Source organism: Streptomyces sp. NRRL S-1022, assembly GCF_000720135.1.
GTDB lineage: Bacteria > Actinomycetota > Actinomycetes > Streptomycetales > Streptomycetaceae > Streptomyces.
The window spans coordinates 45,046-61,669 of record NZ_JOIU01000020.1 but is presented as its reverse complement, the minus strand read 5'-3'; the positions used below and the strand labels follow the sequence as shown (position 1 = coordinate 61,669).

Annotated in this window: 10 protein-coding genes; 4 read left to right on the top strand and 6 right to left on the bottom strand. The window is 69.8% G+C overall.

Annotated elements, in window-relative coordinates:
* Nucleotides 1-165: 165 nt before the first annotated feature.
* Complete coding sequence (locus tag IG05_RS0127600) at nt 166-2,844, bottom strand: cellulose binding domain-containing protein (protein WP_030346716.1); 2,679 nt, start codon at nt 2,842-2,844, stop codon at nt 166-168.
* A 141-nt stretch (nt 2,845-2,985) separates the two neighbouring features.
* Complete coding sequence (locus IG05_RS0127595; protein ID WP_030346715.1) at nt 2,986-5,901, bottom strand: glycoside hydrolase family 48 protein; 2,916 nt, start codon at nt 5,899-5,901, stop codon at nt 2,986-2,988.
* 263 nt (nt 5,902-6,164) lie between these two features.
* Here IG05_RS0127595 and IG05_RS0127590 point away from each other — a divergent pair, with 263 nt between their 5' ends.
* The 3 genes from IG05_RS0127590 (at nt 6,165) to IG05_RS0127580 (ending at nt 10,561) form a co-directional block, all read left to right on the top strand.
* Entirely contained in the window at nt 6,165-7,640 is a 1,476-nt protein-coding gene (locus tag IG05_RS0127590; RefSeq protein WP_030346714.1) for a cellulose binding domain-containing protein, read from the top strand.
* A 31-nt stretch (nt 7,641-7,671) separates the two neighbouring features.
* On the top strand, nt 7,672-9,402 hold the full coding sequence (locus tag IG05_RS0127585) for a glycoside hydrolase family 6 protein (protein WP_030346713.1): 1,731 nt from the start codon (nt 7,672-7,674) through the stop codon (nt 9,400-9,402).
* A gap of 235 nt (nt 9,403-9,637) precedes the next feature.
* Nucleotides 9,638-10,561, top strand: a complete 924-nt coding sequence (locus IG05_RS0127580) for a class I SAM-dependent methyltransferase (RefSeq protein WP_030346712.1) — start codon at nt 9,638-9,640, stop codon at nt 10,559-10,561.
* A 107-nt stretch (nt 10,562-10,668) separates the two neighbouring features.
* On the opposite strand, the gene IG05_RS0127575 is transcribed toward IG05_RS0127580, so the two are convergent.
* On the bottom strand, nt 10,669-11,364 hold the full coding sequence (locus tag IG05_RS0127575; protein WP_030346711.1) for a glycoside hydrolase family 75 protein: 696 nt from the start codon (nt 11,362-11,364) through the stop codon (nt 10,669-10,671).
* Nucleotides 11,365-11,571: 207 nt separating this feature from the next.
* On the opposite strand from IG05_RS0127575, the gene IG05_RS0127570 reads away from it, so the two are divergent.
* On the top strand, nt 11,572-12,183 hold the full coding sequence (locus tag IG05_RS0127570) for a hypothetical protein (RefSeq protein ID WP_030346710.1): 612 nt from the start codon (nt 11,572-11,574) through the stop codon (nt 12,181-12,183).
* A 148-nt stretch (nt 12,184-12,331) separates the two neighbouring features.
* Here the strand turns inward: IG05_RS0127570 and IG05_RS0127565 are convergent, their stop codons facing one another.
* The 3 genes from IG05_RS0127565 to IG05_RS0127555 all read right to left on the bottom strand — a co-directional run bounded on the left by IG05_RS0127565 (nt 12,332) and on the right by IG05_RS0127555 (nt 16,473).
* Nucleotides 12,332-13,168 carry an aldo/keto reductase gene (locus tag IG05_RS0127565; RefSeq protein ID WP_030346709.1) on the bottom strand — a complete coding sequence of 279 codons (837 nt, stop codon included), beginning with the start codon at nt 13,166-13,168 and terminating at the stop codon, nt 12,332-12,334.
* A 229-nt stretch (nt 13,169-13,397) separates the two neighbouring features.
* Nucleotides 13,398-15,224 (bottom strand): AMP-dependent synthetase/ligase, encoded by a 1,827-nt coding sequence (locus IG05_RS0127560; protein ID WP_030346708.1) that lies wholly within the window; start codon nt 15,222-15,224, stop codon nt 13,398-13,400.
* Between the two features lie 379 nt (nt 15,225-15,603).
* A complete protein-coding gene (locus IG05_RS0127555; RefSeq protein ID WP_030346707.1) occupies nt 15,604-16,473 on the bottom strand; it encodes a LysR substrate-binding domain-containing protein in 870 nt (289 codons plus the stop codon).
* Nucleotides 16,474-16,624: the final 151 nt, after the last annotated feature.

The following is a 16,624-nucleotide window of genomic DNA, read 5'->3' as shown; positions in this document are numbered from 1 at the left end:
GCGGTGCACGGCAGTCGGCCGCTTCTCCGCGTGGTCGACGCGTCCTTCCCGCTGCCACCAGCACACCACGCGAACCGCCGCCGCACCAGGGCGGAGCCGCATGTTCCGCCCCGGTGGACACACAGGCGGGGGCGCGCACCCGGCCGGCGCGCGCCCCCGCCGGGGTCAGCCGGTCGTACAGGTCTGGTCGCCCAGCTTGAACGACGCCGGTTTCCCGTTCGTGCCCGACCAGCTCCCCGTGAACCCGAAGGCCACCGACGAGCCCGCCGCCACGGTGCCGTTCCAGGTCACGTTCTTCGCCGTCACCGCCGGCCCCGACTGCGTGTAGCCGGCGTTCCACAACTGTGTGATCTGCTGGCCGTCCGGGAAGGCCCAGCCGAGGGACCAGCCGTTCCAGGCCGCCGAGCCGGTGTTGGTCAGCTGGACGTCCGCCTGGAAACCGTCCGACCACTGATTGGTGATCTTGTAGGTCACGGTGCAGGCACCGGACGGGGGCGGGGTCGTACCACCGTCACCGCCTCCGCCGCCCCCGCCGTCACCGCCGCCGCCCGGGTCGGAGGTGTCGCCGTAGATCACGCCCCGGCCGTTGGTCGAGACGTACACCCGGCCGTACAACCGGGGATCGCCCGTGATCGCCGCACCCGTCCAGCCCCACTGATGGGCGTCGTCGTTGATCCGGGTCCAGGTGGCGCCCTTGTCCGTGGAACGGAAGATGCCGCGCACCCCGCCGATCTTCGCGCTGGTGTACAGCGTCTGGTACGACGCCCCGGCCGCGGCCTTGCCGAAACCGATCGTGTCGGCCTGCTCGACGTTCGACAGTTCGGCGAAGCTCGCGCCGCCGTCCGTGGAATGCCACAGACCGTACGCGCCGTCCGCGGCTCCGCCCGCCAGCCAGATGTCGCCCTTCGTGCCGGGCAGTGCCTTGAACCGCACGCTGTCACCGCTGGGCAGGCCCGCGGCGGAGGAGGCGGTGAACGTCGCGCCGCCGTCCTTGCTCACGTAGAACCTCCCGGACTTGAACCCGTAGAAGGTCTGCGGATCGACACGGTCCGACTCGACGATCGCGCCGGCCGGGATACCGCTCGACGCCGACCAGGTCGTACCGAAACCGGTCGTGTGCTGCACGCCCGTGCCGGCCGGGCTCCAGACGAACCGGCTGCCGTCCGCGGCCGCCGCCACCGTGCCGCCGCCCGAGACACCCGACGGGTCCGCGCCCGCGAACCAGTTGGCGCCGTTGTCCGTCGAGAACGCGATGTGCGGACCGGAGTCCAGGTCGCCGGCACGGACCACCGTGCCCGGGGCGGACTCGGCGAAGTCCAGACTGGTGGTCGTGGTGAAGGCGGGGGAGGTGTACATCATCGACGGCACCTTGGTCAGGTCCGTGTGCCGGAAACCGCCGATGTCACCGAGCGCGCTGAACAACTGGGCGCCGCCGGAGGGCGGTGCCGCGAGGTCGTTCACCGCCGTCTCCTCCAGGCCCCGCACCATCGGCTTCACCGAGAACCGGCCGCCGCTGTCCCACTCGGTCAGATTCTCGGTGCCGTAGAGCGTGGCGCCCGTGCCGTACATCATGCGGGCGGAGTCGAACGGGTCGATCTCCAGCGCCTCCGTCATCCACCCCAGTTTCGGCGTCTGTTCGGGCGGGGACGGGTTCGCGCCGAAGGTCAGCCAGGGGGAGGAGGACACGTCGATCGTGTACCGGTTCGAGCGGTCGGGATACGACGTGTAGTCCCAGGCCTTCGTCCAGGTGGCGCCGCTGTCGGTGGAGCGGAAGATCTGGGTGTCCGGCCACCAGGAACTGTATGCGGTCGCCATGACGGTGGACGGGTGCAGACGGTCGACCGTCAACCCGCTGAAGCCGTAGGAGGTGTCGGCCTCCGCGACGGGGCTGATGTTCGTCCAGGTGCCGGTCGCCGTCGCGTACCGCCACAGCCGGCCCTTGCCGCCGTCGTACGGACCGCCCTTGTCGCTGTATGCGATGTACAGAAAACCGTTCTTCGTATCCAGTACACCCTTGTGCGGAAGGTATCCCGTCGGCTGGCCCGCCAGCCGCGTCCAGGTGGCTCCCGCGTCCGTCGAGCGGTACACCGCGTTGTCCTTGTCGGCGACCCCCACGTAGATCGTCTTCGTCGCGTTCCCGGACGATCCCGTCGACTCGTCGAAGGTGACCCAGACGATGCCCTGGTTGTCGCTCGCGTAGCCGGTCGAGTCGCTGGGATCCTGCTGGTAGTTGCCGGGATTCGGGAAGCTCGACACCTGTGACCAGGTCGCCCCCGAGTCCGTCGACCGCCACAGCCCCTTGCCGCTGGGCGCGCCCAGGTACAGCACGCTGTCCTTGTTCGGGTCGATCGCCAGCCGCTCGCCCATGCCCCGGCCCGGCATGTTGCCGCCCAGCTTGAACGGCAGGTCAGCCTTCTGCCAGCTCGCGCCCCGGTCGGCGGAGCGCAGCACCGCGCCGTTCGTCGGATCCCAGCTGTTGGTGTACGTCCCGACGGCCGCGTACACCTTGTCCGGCGCGACCGGGTCGGACGCCAGGCTGACCACGCCGGTGTGGCCCCACTCGTTCCAGCCCACCGAGTCCAGCAGCGGGGTCCAGGTCTTCGTCGACTCCTGCCAGCGGTAGGCGCCGCCGATGTCGGTGCGGGCGTAGACCAGGTTCTTCTCGGAGCGGTTGAAGACGATCCCGGGGACGAAACCACCGCCGTCGATCCGGGCATTCTTCCAGGTGTAGGTGTCCGCGGCCAGGGCCGTGTGCGGGGCGGGCGAGGCCAGTGCGGGCGGGGTGCCGGCGAGCAGGCCGGCGGCGAGGGTGAACACGGCCGCGAGCATGCGGGTTCTGCGCACGGTGGGGGTCCCTTCCGTGGGGGCGGTGCGGGGGAGGAGCGTGTGTGGGCCGGGCGGTCCCCTGAGTGCGTGGGGGCCGCCCGGCCTGGTGGGCCCCGTCGTGGTGTGGCGGGGCCGGGTACGCGCAGTGGTGGGCGGGGGTTATTCGAGGAGTTCCGCGTACGAGCCCATGGCCAGGGCGATGTCGGCTTGTGCCCAGAAGCGGTGGTAGGTGAACACCGGGGCGGCGCCGCCCTTGAGGTAGGTCTCGATCTTCGACCAGTTGGGGTCGTTCTTGTAGAAGGAGCGCAGGGAGGTGAAGGTCGAGGTGGGGTTGATGGTGTCGCCGCCGGGCATGGTGCCGCTCCAGCCGGCGGGGATGTAGACGGTGTCGTTGAAGCGGCTGTAGTCGGTGCGGGTTTCGGGTGTGGCGATGCCGAGGCTGTCCTGGTGGTGGTTCCACATGCCGTCCAGCAGGGCCTTCGCCGTGGTCTTGGCCTGTGTGTCGCCGGACTTGGCGGCGTAGTAGGTCAGGGTCTTGGCGTAGGCGGCGGCGACGCCGACGTCGTCGGTGTAGTCGGCGACGGTGACGTGCAGTGCGCTGTTGGCGCCGGGCGAGGACGGGTTCCAGGTGTCGGGCTGGCCGGACCACTGCAGGGTGGAGGGGATGCGGTAGGTGCCGTCGGGGTTGATCGTGGTCTTGGACAGGGCCCACTTCACCCACTTGTCCAGCACGGTCCTGGCCTGCGTGTCGCCGGTCTGCTGGTAGTACTCCGCGACGCGTTCCATGGACCAGGCCTGGAAGCCGAACCACTGGTTGGAGGGCGGGTCGTGGTAGACGGGCTGCCAGTCGTAGGCCATGCCGTAGAAGGTGGAGGTACCGGCCGGCGGCGCGGCGTAGCGTCCGGCCCAGCTGTTGGTGGCACCGCCGGCGATGGCGCCTTCGGCGGACTGCAGCCACCGGTAGAACTCCAGCTGCCGCTGCAGCGACTTGCCCCAGTCCGCAGCACCCGTGGCCGACTTGGGCTTCAGATCGGCGACCGAGCTGAGCGCGTAGGCGGCGAGGGGGTTCTGGTAGCCGCCGTGGACGTGGCTGGAGCCGATCCGCCACGCCCAGCCCGCCGCGGTGTCGGTGGCACCGCCCCAGGCGTAGTACCAGGACAGCAGGTAGTGCGAGGCATCCTTGCCGGTCCCGGCCGCACACGACGGACTCGTGCAGCCGCCGATCTTCTTGAAGTACTTGTCGTACATCGCATACCGCAGGTAGTCGCCCATCTTCGCGGCCTTGGCGACCGTCGCGGACACATCGGCGCCCTTGCCCTGCGCCTTGGCCCACACATCCGCCCAGTACGCCGCCTGCACCGCCCGCGCATCCGCGTCCGGGGCATCGGTGTACTTCCACTGCCTGGCATAGGAGGAGTCACCGGTGAACAGATCCAGATACCCGTTCTTCCCGCCGTATTTGAACGCATCACACGTGGGCTGCGGCACCGTTTCCCACACCGACTCCTGCGCACCGCGCTGGAAGGTGTTGATGAAGGACGGACCCTTCGCGCCCGGGCCGCCCTCACACGTGCCGCCCGGGGTGTCGCCGTAGCCGTAGACGTTGTCGACGTCCTGGATCCAGTGCATACCGTAGACGTCGTCCGTACCGTAGGCACTCTTCAGCTCACCGGCGATCGGATCCGCCCCCACCGACACCGACCCGTCCAGCTTCGCCGGATACTCGTTCGGAGTGTCCAGTTCCGGTGCGTACGTCGCCGGCTTGGAGGCGTTGTAGAAGGAGTTCGTCGGCTGGTCGGCATGCGAGGGAATCATGTACCTCTCCATGAGCCCCCACGCACCGTTGAACTTCGACCAGTCACCGGTGACCTTGCCGTACATCGCCTGCAGCCACAGCAGATAGCTGTACGCCTCCGACGTCGTCTCATGCCCCTGATCCGGAGCCTCCACGATCAGCGTCTCCACCGAGTGATACGGAATCCCCTCCGGCGAGAAATACCCGTTCGCCGGACTCGTGATCTTCCCGTACAGCTCCAGGAACCGGGCGTCATACGCCTTCGACGCCGGCAACTCCGTCACCGTCACACTCGCCTTGGTGTAGCCGGTGGCCGACGCGGTGAAGGTCGCACTGCCGGTACCGGAGGAGTCGGCCGTGACGGTCACCTGCTGCGCGGTGTCCCAGTTCGACGGCGTGAACGTCAACGACGAACCCGCCGTCACCGACAGACCCGTGTTACCGCCGGTACGGGCCACGCTCGCGGTCACATCCGCGGCCGGCTGCGCCGACAGTTTCACCGAGAACGAACCCGACTTGCCCTGCTGGACGCCCAGCTGGCCGGGCGAGACGACCAGAGCGGGCCCGGAGGCGACCGTGATCCCCACCGGGGTGGAGGCGGCCGAGGCACCCAGGCTGTCGTACGCCTTCGCCACCAGCGAATGACCGCCCACGGCCAGATCGGAAGCGGACAGCGTGTACGGCGCACTCGTGTCCGTACCCAGCAGCGTGGTGTCGTCGTAGAACTCCACCTTGCTGATACTGGCGTTGTCGGCCGCCGCCGCGGTCGCCGCCAACGGCACCGCAGCCCCCTGCGTGAACACCGCACCCGCACCCGGGCTGGTCAGCACCGTCACCGGCGGCTGATGCGCACCCACGCACACCGAACCGTTCACCGTGAACGACACCGGAGCGGTATTGGCACCGCTGTAGGTGAACTGCGCACCCGTGGAGATCGCCGCACCGGCCGCGATCGTCCCGTTGTACGACGCGTTCCTCACCGTCACCGTCTGGCCGGACTGCGACCAGGTCCCGTTCCAGCCGTTGCTCAGCTTCTGATTACCCGTGTAGCCGTACGACAGCGTCCAGCCGTCGATCGCGTCCGTACCACGGTTCGTGATCGTGAGGTCGGCCGTGAAACCCGAACCCCAGTCGTTCGTCTTGTAGTCCACACTGCACTGAACGCCCGCCGCCTGAGCGGGAGTCGGACCAGTGGCGAGCATCGACAGGGGCAGGGCGAACGCGGCCGCCACCGCTGTCCACAGTCGACGCGCAGCTCTGCGCTTACGTCCGGGATCCATCGTGCTGGTTCCTCCTTGCGGGCGTACGGCTAGGGGAGAAGTCAAGGCTTGAACCAGTGGGAGCGCTCCCATAGTGGGGATGAGCCCAAGGGCGGTCAAGATGATTGAAGAGTCGAAAAGATTCGACAGATTCGGTTGTGGGAAAGTCGAGCAACTCCCCTAGGCATTCCGACCACTTGGCGCTACCGTCCCTCGCACCAGTGGGAGCGATTCCGTTCAGTCGACGCGTCCGTCACGACGCGCCAAGCTGCAAGGAGTCGCTCATGCGACACCCCCCGCGTTCAGTACTTTTAGCCGCCGCCGGTGCGGTCGCGCTCGTCACGAGCGTGGTCGTGCCGGTGGTCTCGGCCCAGGGAGCCACGCCCGCCTGCACGGTGGAGTACGCCGTCACCAGTCAGTGGGACAACGGCTTCCAGGGCTCCGTGAAGATCACCAACAATCAGGCAGCCCTCGGCAGTTGGAAACTCACCTTCGACTTCGCCGGCGGGCAGAAGGTCACCCAGGGCTGGACCGCCAAGTGGTCCCAGTCCGGTACCACGGTGACCGCTGCCAACGAGAGCTGGAACGGCACGCTCGGCGCCGGCGCGAGTGTCAGCGCCGGGTTCCTCGCCTCCTGGTCGGGGAGCAACGCCGCGCCCGCCGTGTTCAAGCTCAACGGCACCACCTGTAACGTCGACTCCGAGCCGACCACACCGCCGCCGACGACCCCACCCCCCTCCGGCGGCACCGCGCCCGCCCTGCACGTCTCCGGCAACAGGCTCGTGGACCCCGGCGGCAGCACCCGCCGCCTGCTCGGCGTCAACCGCTCCGGCGGCGAGTTCATGTGCGTGCAGGGCTACGGCATCTGGGACGGTCCCGTCGACGACGCGGCCGTCAAGGCTATCGCCGACTGGAAGGCGAACGCGGTCCGCATCCCGCTCAACGAGGAGTGCTGGCTGGGCCTGGCCGGCATCAAGCCCGAGTACGGGGGCGCGAACTACATCGCCGCGGTCAAGGAGCTGGTGTCCCGGGTCGAGGCGCACGGCATGACCCCGATCCTGGAGCTGCACTGGTCCTACGGCCAGTACACCGGGAACTCGGCCGGCTGCTCGGACGTGCACGCCACCTGCCAGAAGCCGATGCCCGACATGCAGTACAGCCCGTCGTTCTGGTCGTCGGTGGCCGGTACCTTCAAGGGCGACCAGGCGGCGGTGTTCGACCTGTTCAACGAGCCCTACCCGGACCGGGCGACCTCCAGTGCCACGGACGCCTGGAAGTGCTGGCGGGACGGGGGAAGCTGCCCCGGGATCCCGTACGAGGTCGCCGGTATGCAGGATCTCGTCGACAGTATCCGGTCCACCGGCGCCAAGAACGTGATCATGGCCGGCGGGCTGGCGTACTCCAACGACCTCAGCCAGTGGACTGCATACAAGCCCACCGACCCGGCCGGCAATCTCGCCGCCGCCTACCACGTCTACAACTTCAACACCTGCTCCAGCGAGAGCTGCTGGAACTCCACCCTCGCCCCGGTCGCCGCCCAGGTGCCCCTGATCGCCGGCGAGATCGGCGAGAACACCTGCTCACACGGGTTCGTCGACCAGGTCGTGAAGTGGTTCGACGACCACAGCCTGTCCTACCTCGGCTGGACCTGGAACACCTGGGACTGCTCCTCCGGCCCCTCCCTCATCTCCGCCTACGACGGCACACCCACCGCGTACGGCGCCGGTCTGCGCGACCACCTGCGCGCCCTCAACCCGTAGCTCCCACGGACCACCGAAGGAACCCGCACTCATGAGCCGTACCAGAACATCACTGCTCGCCGCCCTGGCGCTGGTCGCCGGGGCCTTTGGGGCGGTGCTCACCACGCAGCCGGCGTCCGCCACGGCCGCCGCCGTCCCCTGCACCGTCGACTACAAGGTGCAGAACCAGTGGGACACCGGCTTCACCGCCGCCGTCACCGTCACCAACAACAGTGCGGCCAAGTCGAGTTGGTCGGTGAAGTGGTCGTACGCCGGCAACCAGAAGGTCACCAGCGGCTGGAACGCGAAGCTCAGCCAGAGCGGTACCGCGGTCACCGCCGCCAACGAGAGCTACAACGGCAGCCTGGCCACCGGCGCTTCGGTCAGCTTCGGCTTCAACGGCACCTACAGCGGTACCAACGCCGTGCCCGCCACCTTCACCCTCGACGGCGTCACCTGCAACGTCGACGACGGGGGCAGCGGAGGCGGAGGCGGGGGCGGAGGCGGTGGCAACGGCGGCGGCACCGGCAGCCGCGTCGACAACCCCTATGCCGGCGCCAAGGTCTACGTGAACCCCGAGTGGTCGGCCAAGGCCGCCGCCGAACCCGGCGGCAGCCGCATCTCCAACCAGCCCACCGGCGTCTGGCTCGACCGCATCGCCGCGATCAACGGCGCGGGCGGCGCCATGGGTTTGCGCGCCCACCTCGACGAGGCGCTCAAGCAGAAGGGCAGCAACGAAGAGGTCGTCCAGCTCGTCATCTACGACCTGCCCGGCCGCGACTGCGCCGCCCTCGCCTCCAACGGCGAACTCGGCCCGACCGAGATCGACAAGTACAAGACGCAGTTCATCGACCCCATCGCGGCGATCCTGTCCGACCCGAAGTACGCCTCCCTCCGGATCGTCAACACGATCGAGATCGACTCGCTGCCTAACCTCGTCACCAACACCGGCAGCCGGGCCACCGCCACGCCCAACTGCGACACCATGCTCGCCAACGGCAACTACGTGAAGGGCGTCGGCTACGCCCTCGCGAAGCTCGGCGCCATCCCCAACGTCTACAACTACCTCGACGCCGGCCACCACGGCTGGCTGGGCTGGGACGACAACTTCGCCCCGGCGGCCAGCCTGTTCAAGCAGGCGGCCACCAGCGAGGGCGCGACGGTGGACGACGTACAGGGCTTCATCACCAACACGGCGAACTACAGCGCCCTGAAGGAGAACAACTTCACCGTCAACGACACCGTCAACGGCACCTCGGTCCGCCAGTCGAAGTGGGTCGACTGGAACCGCTACGTCGACGAGCTGTCCTTCGCCCAGGCCTTCCGCAACCAGCTGGTGTCGGTCGGCTTCAACTCGACCATCGGTATGCTGATCGACACCTCCCGCAACGGCTGGGGCGGCACCGCCCGTCCGGCCGGCCCGGGCGCGAAGACCAGCGTCGACACCTACGTCGACGGCGGCCGCTACGACCGCCGTATCCACATCGGCAACTGGTGCAACCAGGCCGGCGCCGGCCTCGGCGAACGCCCCCAGGCCGGCCCGGCCGCCGGGATCGACGCCTACGTGTGGATGAAGCCCCCGGGCGAGTCCGACGGCTCCAGCAGCGCCATCGCGAACGACGAGGGCAAGGGCTTCGACCGGATGTGCGACCCGACGTACACCGGCAACGCCCGCAACAACAACAGCCTCTCCGGCGCCCTGCCGAACGCGCCGCTGTCCGGGCACTGGTTCTCCGCCCAGTTCCAGCAGCTGATGCAGAACGCCTACCCGCCGCTGCCGTAGCCGCTGTCGCTGCCGTAGCCGGGTGAACCTCCGCCGGGGCCGGACCTCCACGGTCGGGCCCCGGCGGATCACGCGTCCCCCGGCGAGCAGGAGAGTCGCCTGCCGCCGCACGTGGATGCCCGCTCCACCGGAACTTGCCGCGGCACGTCCTGTTTTTGCCGCATCGGCAACACCGCTGGCCTCCGTCCGGTGTGCCGTCGCACCCTGACCGCACCCGGAAGAGAGGCTGACCACCATGGCGCACGACCACCACGAGCACCACGACACCGAGCACCAGCAGGGGCACCGGCACGGCCACGGTCACGGTCACGGTCACGGTACGGACATCGACTGGAGCGAACTGGGTCCCCTGCTGGAGTCGCAGGCTGAGCTGATCACCCCCGTCTACGAGCGGGTGATGGCGTGGCTCGGTCAGGAGGTGACCGAGCCGGGCCTGATCGTGGACGCGGGCAGCGGTCCCGGTGTGGTCTCCTGCCTGTTCGCCGAGGCGTTCCCCGGGGCCCGGGTCGTGGCGGTGGACGCCGCCGCTCCGCTGCTGGACCGCGCCCGCGCCCGCGCCGCCCGTCAGGGCGTCGCCGACCGCTTCGGCACCCTCGCCGGTGAACTGCCCGAGGTGCTCACCGAGTTGGACTACCCGGCGGACCTGCTGTGGGCCAGTCGCAGTCTGCACCACCTCGGTGACCAGCGGGCCGCGCTCGCCGCGTTCGCCGAACGGCTCGCCCCCGGCGGCACCCTCGCCCTGCTCGAGGGCGGTCTGCCCTCCCGCTTCCTGCCCCGCGACCTCGGTATCGGCCGCCCGGGACTGCAGGCGCGGCTGGACGTGCTGGAGGAGGACTGGTTCGCCCGCATGCGCGCCGACCTGCCGGGCTCGGTCGCCGAGACCGAGGACTGGCCCGCGCTGCTGGCCGCCGCGGGCCTCAAGCACACCCGCACCCGCACGTTCCTGCTCGATCTGCCCGCCCCCGCCCCCGACCGGGCCCGCGCCTGCGTCGCCGCACACCTGTCCCGCCTGCGCGACGGCATCGGTGACGCCCTGGACGCCGAGGACCGCGCCACCCTCGGCCGGCTCCTCGACCCGTCCGACCCGGCGAGCGTGCACGTACGGCCGGACGTCTTCGTGCTGGGGGCGTACACCGTGCACACGGCGGTCCGCGGATAGCCCCGTTCGGTCCGGGACCGGTGTCACCACTGGTCGCCCCCGGCCGGGTGAGGATTCCCCGATCCGGCAGGGGGCGATGCCGGCGGCCGACCGATCGGCGTGCCGCGTCAGTTGCCGGCGAGGAACTGCTTGGCCAGCTTGTCGCCGAGGGTGACCGCGGCGCTGTGGCTCTCGATGGGGGAGACCTGGGAGTTCTTGAACAGGATGTAGGTCACGCCCGAGTCGGCGCCGCCGGTGGCCGGGTCGGGGTCGATGCCGAGCGCCTTCGCGGTGGCGTACGAGGCCTCGCCGATGATCTGCGTGGGGCCGGTGTCGCCGACGACGGCGTACTCGACCTTGTTGTTGTAGATGACGGCGACCACGCCGCCGCCCTTGATGCCGGCGCTGGAGTAGTTCCAGATGCCGCTGGTGCTGGGCACGACGACGTACGGGAGGGTCTCCGCCTTCAGCGGCTTGCCGTCGGACTGGTGGAAGGCGGTGTCGTCCTGGTACCAGGGGTCGCGGTTCTCGTTGCAGTTGGTGGTGCGCTGGCCGTCGCAGTCGATGTCCATGTCGGCCTTCCAGAACACCGCGCCGTTCTTGCCGCACACGGGGACCGTGGCCGAGGTCTCCTCGTCGGTCCTGTACTTGCCGCTGGAGATCTGTGAACACGACGTCACCTTGGCGAGCAGGTCGGCGGCGCTGACCGTGCCCTCCTGGGCGGACTTGGGGGAGGCGGCGGCGGAGGCGTGCGCGGGGAGGAGTCCGGCGGCGAGCAGGGCGGTGCCGGAGGCCGCGGCGAGGGTCAGTGTACGGAGGCGCACGGGGAACCCCTTCTGTTAGGAAAGTTTCCTTACCGGGTGCCGTACACCGTGGCGCTTTGGACATGCCCCCGTCAACCCTCGGTTTGCGAACGGCCGAAACCTGTGCGTATTGCGGTGACTTACCGGGCCGTAGAGACTGGACAGAGCGGAAACTTCGCGCTTCGTCCGGCACTGTCGGTGGTCTTCGCACCCCGGAGGTGAGGGCTCATGTTCGTACGCGCGGTGTACGCGACCGGTGATCCGGCGCTGCTCGACACGGCCGTCCGGTCACTGAACAGCCAGGGGCGGGACCTGCTGGAGGAACGCCCCGGATACCGGGGCGCGGGCGTGTTCGCCGACCGGGAACTCGGCAAACTCCTCACCGTCAGCTGGTGGGAGACCGAGGAGGCGCGGCACAACAGCGACGAGGTGATGCGCGAGCGGCGCGCGGGACTGCTGGAGCCGTTCGCGGGCACCCTGGCCGTCGCCTCCTACGAGGCGGCGGTGTTCCACCAGATCGTGCACCCGCGCCAGGGCGGCGGACTGCGCGCGACGAGAATGGAGTTCGACCCGCGGGACGCGGATCTCGTCGTCGACACCTTCCGGGCCACGGTGGTGCCGCGGGCCGAGACGCTGCACGGCCTGGCCGGGGTCTGCCTGCTGATCGACCGCGAACGGGGACGTGCCCTGGGGAGCACGCTGTTCGTCGACCGTGCCTCCCTCGCCGGCTCGCGCGCGGCCCTGGCGACCGTCCGTCACGAGACGTCGGCCAAGGCGCACGTGGACGTCGTCGGCCTGGAGGAGCTTGAGGTGCTGTACGCCGACGTGCGTTTCGAGTGAGCCGCGCCGCCCGGTACGTGCGTTCCGGTACGCCCGTCACGCCCGTCACGCCCGACCGTGCCCGGCCGGGCGCCCCGCGCGGCAGCGGGGCGCCCGGCCGTGGCCGTGGCCGGAGCAGGACGGTCCGGCGGTGCCGTACGGCCGGTGATCAGGCCATGTCGAAGGTGGCGGGGTCGGGACCCAGGCGCCGGTCCTCGTTGAGGGCGCTGATCGCGGCGAGGTCCTCGTCGTCCAGGCTGAAGTCGAACACCTCGATGTTCTCCTTGATCCGGGACGGCGTCACGGACTTCGGGATCACGATGTTGCCGAGCTGGAGGTGCCAGCGCAGCACGACCTGGGCCGGGGTGCGGTCGTGCTTCCGCGCGATCGCGACGACCGCCGGCACCTCCAGCAGGCCCTTGCCCTGGCCGAGCGGCGACCACGCCTCGGTGGCGATGCCCTGCTCGGCGTGCAGCTCGCGCGCCTCGCGCTGCTGCAGGTGCGGGTGCAGCTCGATCTGGTTGACCGCCGGGACGACCGAGGTCTCGGAGATCAGCCGCCGCAGGTGCTCGGGAAGGAAGTTGGAGACGCCGATGGCGCGGACCCGGCCGTCGGCGTGCAGCTTCTCGAACGCCTTGTAGGTGTCGATGTACGTGTCCCGGGACGGCAGCGGCCAGTGGATCAGGTACAGGTCGACGTAGTCGAGCCCCAGCTTCTCCAGCGACGCGTCGAACGCGCGCAGCGTGGAGTCGTACCCCTGGTCGCTGTTCCAGAGCTTGGTGGTGACGAAGATGTCCTCGCGGGGCAGGCCGGAGGCGGCGATGGCCTTGCCGGTGCCCTCTTCGTTGCCGTAGATCGCAGCGGTGTCGATGCTGCGGTACCCGGCCTCCAGCGCCGTGGCGACGGCCCGCTCGGCCTCGGCGTCCGGCACCTGCCAGACGCCGAAGCCCAGCTGGGGCATCTCGACGCCGTTGTTGAGGATGATCGGGGGGACCTTGCTGCTCACGAGCCTCTTGATCCTTCGGTTGTCGACAGGTGGTACTCCTATCGTCAACGATCACGGGCCGCCGTGCATTCCTGACCACGTGATCCGCGGGTACACCGGAGGAAAAGGTCTGGTGAAGCCCTGGTCGTCACCTCGTGGGGGCCGTACGGGAGATTCCACCGCAGGCGCAGGCGCAGGCGCAGGCGCAGGCGCAGGCCCGCGTCCTCGGCCGGCGGGCGCCGACGAGACGTCAGCTCTGGTAGAGGGCGTCGACCTCGTACGCGTACGCCTTCTCGATCGCCTTCCGCTTCAGTTTCAGCGAGGGTGTCAGCAGCCCGTGTTCCTCGGTGAACGGCTGGGCCAGGATGCGGAAGGTGCGGATCGACTCGGCCTGGGAGACGAGGGTGTTGGCGGCGACCACCGCCCGCCGTACCTCCGTCTCCAGGTCGGGGTCGCGGACCAGCTCGGCGGGAGCCAGTCCGGGTTTGCCGCGCATCTGCAGCCAGTGCTCGACCGCCTCCTGGTCAAGGGTGACCAGGGCGGCGATGTAGGGGCGGTCGTTGCCGACCACGATGCACTGGTTGACCAGCGGATGCTCGCGGACCCGCTCCTCCAGCACGCCCGGGGAGACGCTCTTGCCGCCGGAGGTCACCAGGATCTCCTTCTTGCGGCCGGTGATGGTCAGGTAGCCGTCCTCGTCGAGGGAGCCGAGGTCGCCGGTGGCGAGCCAGCCGTCGTGCAGGGTCTGGTCGGTGGCCTTGGGGTTGTTGAGGTAGCCCTGGAAGACGTTGCCGCCGTTCAGCCAGATCTCCCCGTCGTCGGCGATGTGCACGGTCACGCCCGGAACGGCCTGGCCCACGGTGCCGTAACGGGTGCGCTCGGGCGGGTTCGCGGTGGCCGCGGCCGTCGACTCGGTCAGGCCGTAGCCCTCGTAGATCTGGACGCCGGCGCCGGCGAAGAACAGCCCCAGCCGGCGGTCCATGGCCGATCCGCCGGACATCGCATTCCGTATACGGCCGCCCATCGCCGCGCGGACCTTTGCATACACGAGCTTGTCGAACAGCTGGTGCTGCATCCGCAGCCCGGCCGATGGGCCCGGCCCGACGCCCCACGCCTTCGCCTCCACCGCCTCCGCGTACTTCACGGCGATGTCGACGGCCTTCTCGAACGGCCCGGCCTTCCCCTCCTTCTCGGCCTTGCGGCGGGCGGCGTTGTACACCTTCTCGAAGATGTACGGCACCGCGAGGATGAACGTCGGCCGGAACGCGGCCAGGTCCGGCAGCAGGGCGGCGGCGTGCAGCTGCGGCTGGTGCCCGAAGCGGACCCGGCCGCGGACCGCGGCGACCTCCACCATCCGCCCGAAGACGTGCGCCAGCGGCAGGAACAGCAGCGTGGACGCCTCGTCGCCCTTCTTGGAGTGGAACACCGGCTCCCACCGCTGGATCACGGTGTCCGCCTCGAACATGAAGTTGCCGTGGGAGATCACACAGCCCTTGGGGCGGCCGGTGGTGCCGGAGGTGTAGATGACGGTGGCGACCGAGTCCGGGGTGACCGCCTGCCGGTGCCGGTGCACCACCTCGTCGTCCAGGTGCGCCCCGGCGTCGTACAGCTCCTGGACGCAGCCGGAGTCCAGCTGCCACAGCTGGCGCAGCTGCGGCAGCCGGTCGATGACGGTGGCGATGGTCATCGCGTGGTCCTCGTGCTCCACGATCGCCGCGGACACCTCGGCGTCGTAGAGCATCCAGAAGCACTGCTCGGCCGAGGAGGTGGGGTAGACGGGCACCACCTGGGCGCCGATGGTCCACAGGGCGAAGTCGAAGAGGGTCCACTCGTAGCGGGTGCGGGACATGATCGCGACCCGGTCGCCGAACCGGACACCGCGGGCGAGGAGGCCCTTGGCGAGGGCCATGACCTCGTCGCGGAACTCGGCGGAGGTCACGTCCCGCCACTGTCCGCCGGAGTCCTTGCGGCCGAGCGCGATGTGGAGCGGGTCGGTCAGGGCATGGTCGAAGACGACGTCTGCCAGACCGCCCGCCGGCGGCGCCGACGTCAGCGGAGGGTTGGTGAACTCCCGCAACCTCGCTCCCCGTCTCTCGCGCCTCAGTGACGTTGGCCCACGCACCGCACAGCGCGGTGAAAGCTACCCCACCCGGTCGGTATCCGGGAGGGGTACGGAAACCGAGCAAACCTCACGTTCCACCTGGACGACGGTCACGAAATGCCCGCACATGGGGAAGGGCCGGACACCGTACTGACGGGTCAGTAAGTTTCGGTCCCGTAATCTCCACCGAATCTGTACGCGCCGATTACCGCGGCCCACGCGCGGGCCGCCCCTGCCTCGTACTGGTCGGGCTGCCCGTGTGGTGCAGGTCGGGCTTCCGGGCGGCGCAGGTCGGACTGTCCGTGCGGTGCCGGCCGGGCTGTCCCCGCAGGGCTGGTCGGGCCGCCGGCCGCGGTCAGCCGCCGCTGCGCCGCAGTCGTTCGCCGCCCGCCAGGACCGCCGAGGCCAGCGCGTTCGCGGCAGCCTCGGCCGGCCCCCGGCGGCGGCCGTGGACGAGAACGAAGTCGACCTTGCCCAGATCGGGCAGACCCGCGCGGTCGGGCAGCCGCAACAGGCCCGGCGGGATCAGCCGCCGGGAGTGCGCCATCACGCCGAGACCGGCGCGGGCCGCCGCGATCAGCCCGTTGAGACTGCCGCTCGTACACACGATCCGCCACGGACGGCCCTGCCGCTCCAGCGCCTCCAGTGCCCGGGCCCGGGTGATGCCCGGCGGCGGGTACACGATCAACGGAACCGGCCGGTCGGGTTCCAGCCGCAGCCGCTCCGCGCCGATCCACACCAGGTCGTCGCGCCACACCAGCTCACCGCGCGGATCCTCCGGACGCCGTTTGGCCAGCACCAGGTCGAGCTTCCCGGCGGCCAGCCGCTCGTGCAGGGTCCCCGACAGCTCCACCGTCAGCTCCAGGTCGACCTCCGGATGGTCGTAGCGGAAGCCCTCCAGGATCTCCGGCAGCCGGGTCAGCACGAAGTCCTCCGAGGCGCCGAAACGCAGCCGGCCACGCACGCGCGTGCCGGTGAAGAACGCCGTGGCCTGCTCGTGCACCTCCAGGATCCGGCGGGCGAACCCCAGCATCACCTCGCCGTCCTCGGTCAGCTCCACGGAGTGGGTGTCCCGGGCGAACAGCTGCCGGCCGGCCGCGTCCTCCAGCCGGCGCACATGCTGGCTGACCGTGGACTGGCGCAGCCCCAGCCGCCGGGCCGCCTGCGTGAAGTTCAACGTCTGGGCGACCGCCAGGAAGGTGCGCAAGTGCGTGGGGTCGTACACACCACCCGAGCCTAGCGCGGTCATCGTGACGTGTGATGGCAGTGAGAGCGGTGTGCGGCATTCCCGATCGGCCGCCGCAAGAGGACGATGGAGAGGGGTCCCACGGCCCCGGAAACGCCCGTCACCCATCGCAATCGGAGCACTGTGAAAC

Excerpts from the sequence above, each read along its gene's own strand:
- IG05_RS0127595 (WP_030346715.1), bottom strand. The coding sequence starts at position 5,901 with ATGGATCCCGGACGTAAGCGCAGAGCTGCGCGTCGACTGTGGACAGCG.
- IG05_RS0127590 (WP_030346714.1), top strand. The coding sequence starts at position 6,165 with ATGCGACACCCCCCGCGTTCAGTACTTTTAGCCGCCGCCGGTGCGGTC.
- IG05_RS0127585 (WP_030346713.1), top strand. The coding sequence starts at position 7,672 with ATGAGCCGTACCAGAACATCACTGCTCGCCGCCCTGGCGCTGGTCGCC.
- IG05_RS0127580 (WP_030346712.1), top strand. The coding sequence starts at position 9,638 with ATGGCGCACGACCACCACGAGCACCACGACACCGAGCACCAGCAGGGG.
- IG05_RS0127570 (WP_030346710.1), top strand. The coding sequence starts at position 11,572 with ATGTTCGTACGCGCGGTGTACGCGACCGGTGATCCGGCGCTGCTCGAC.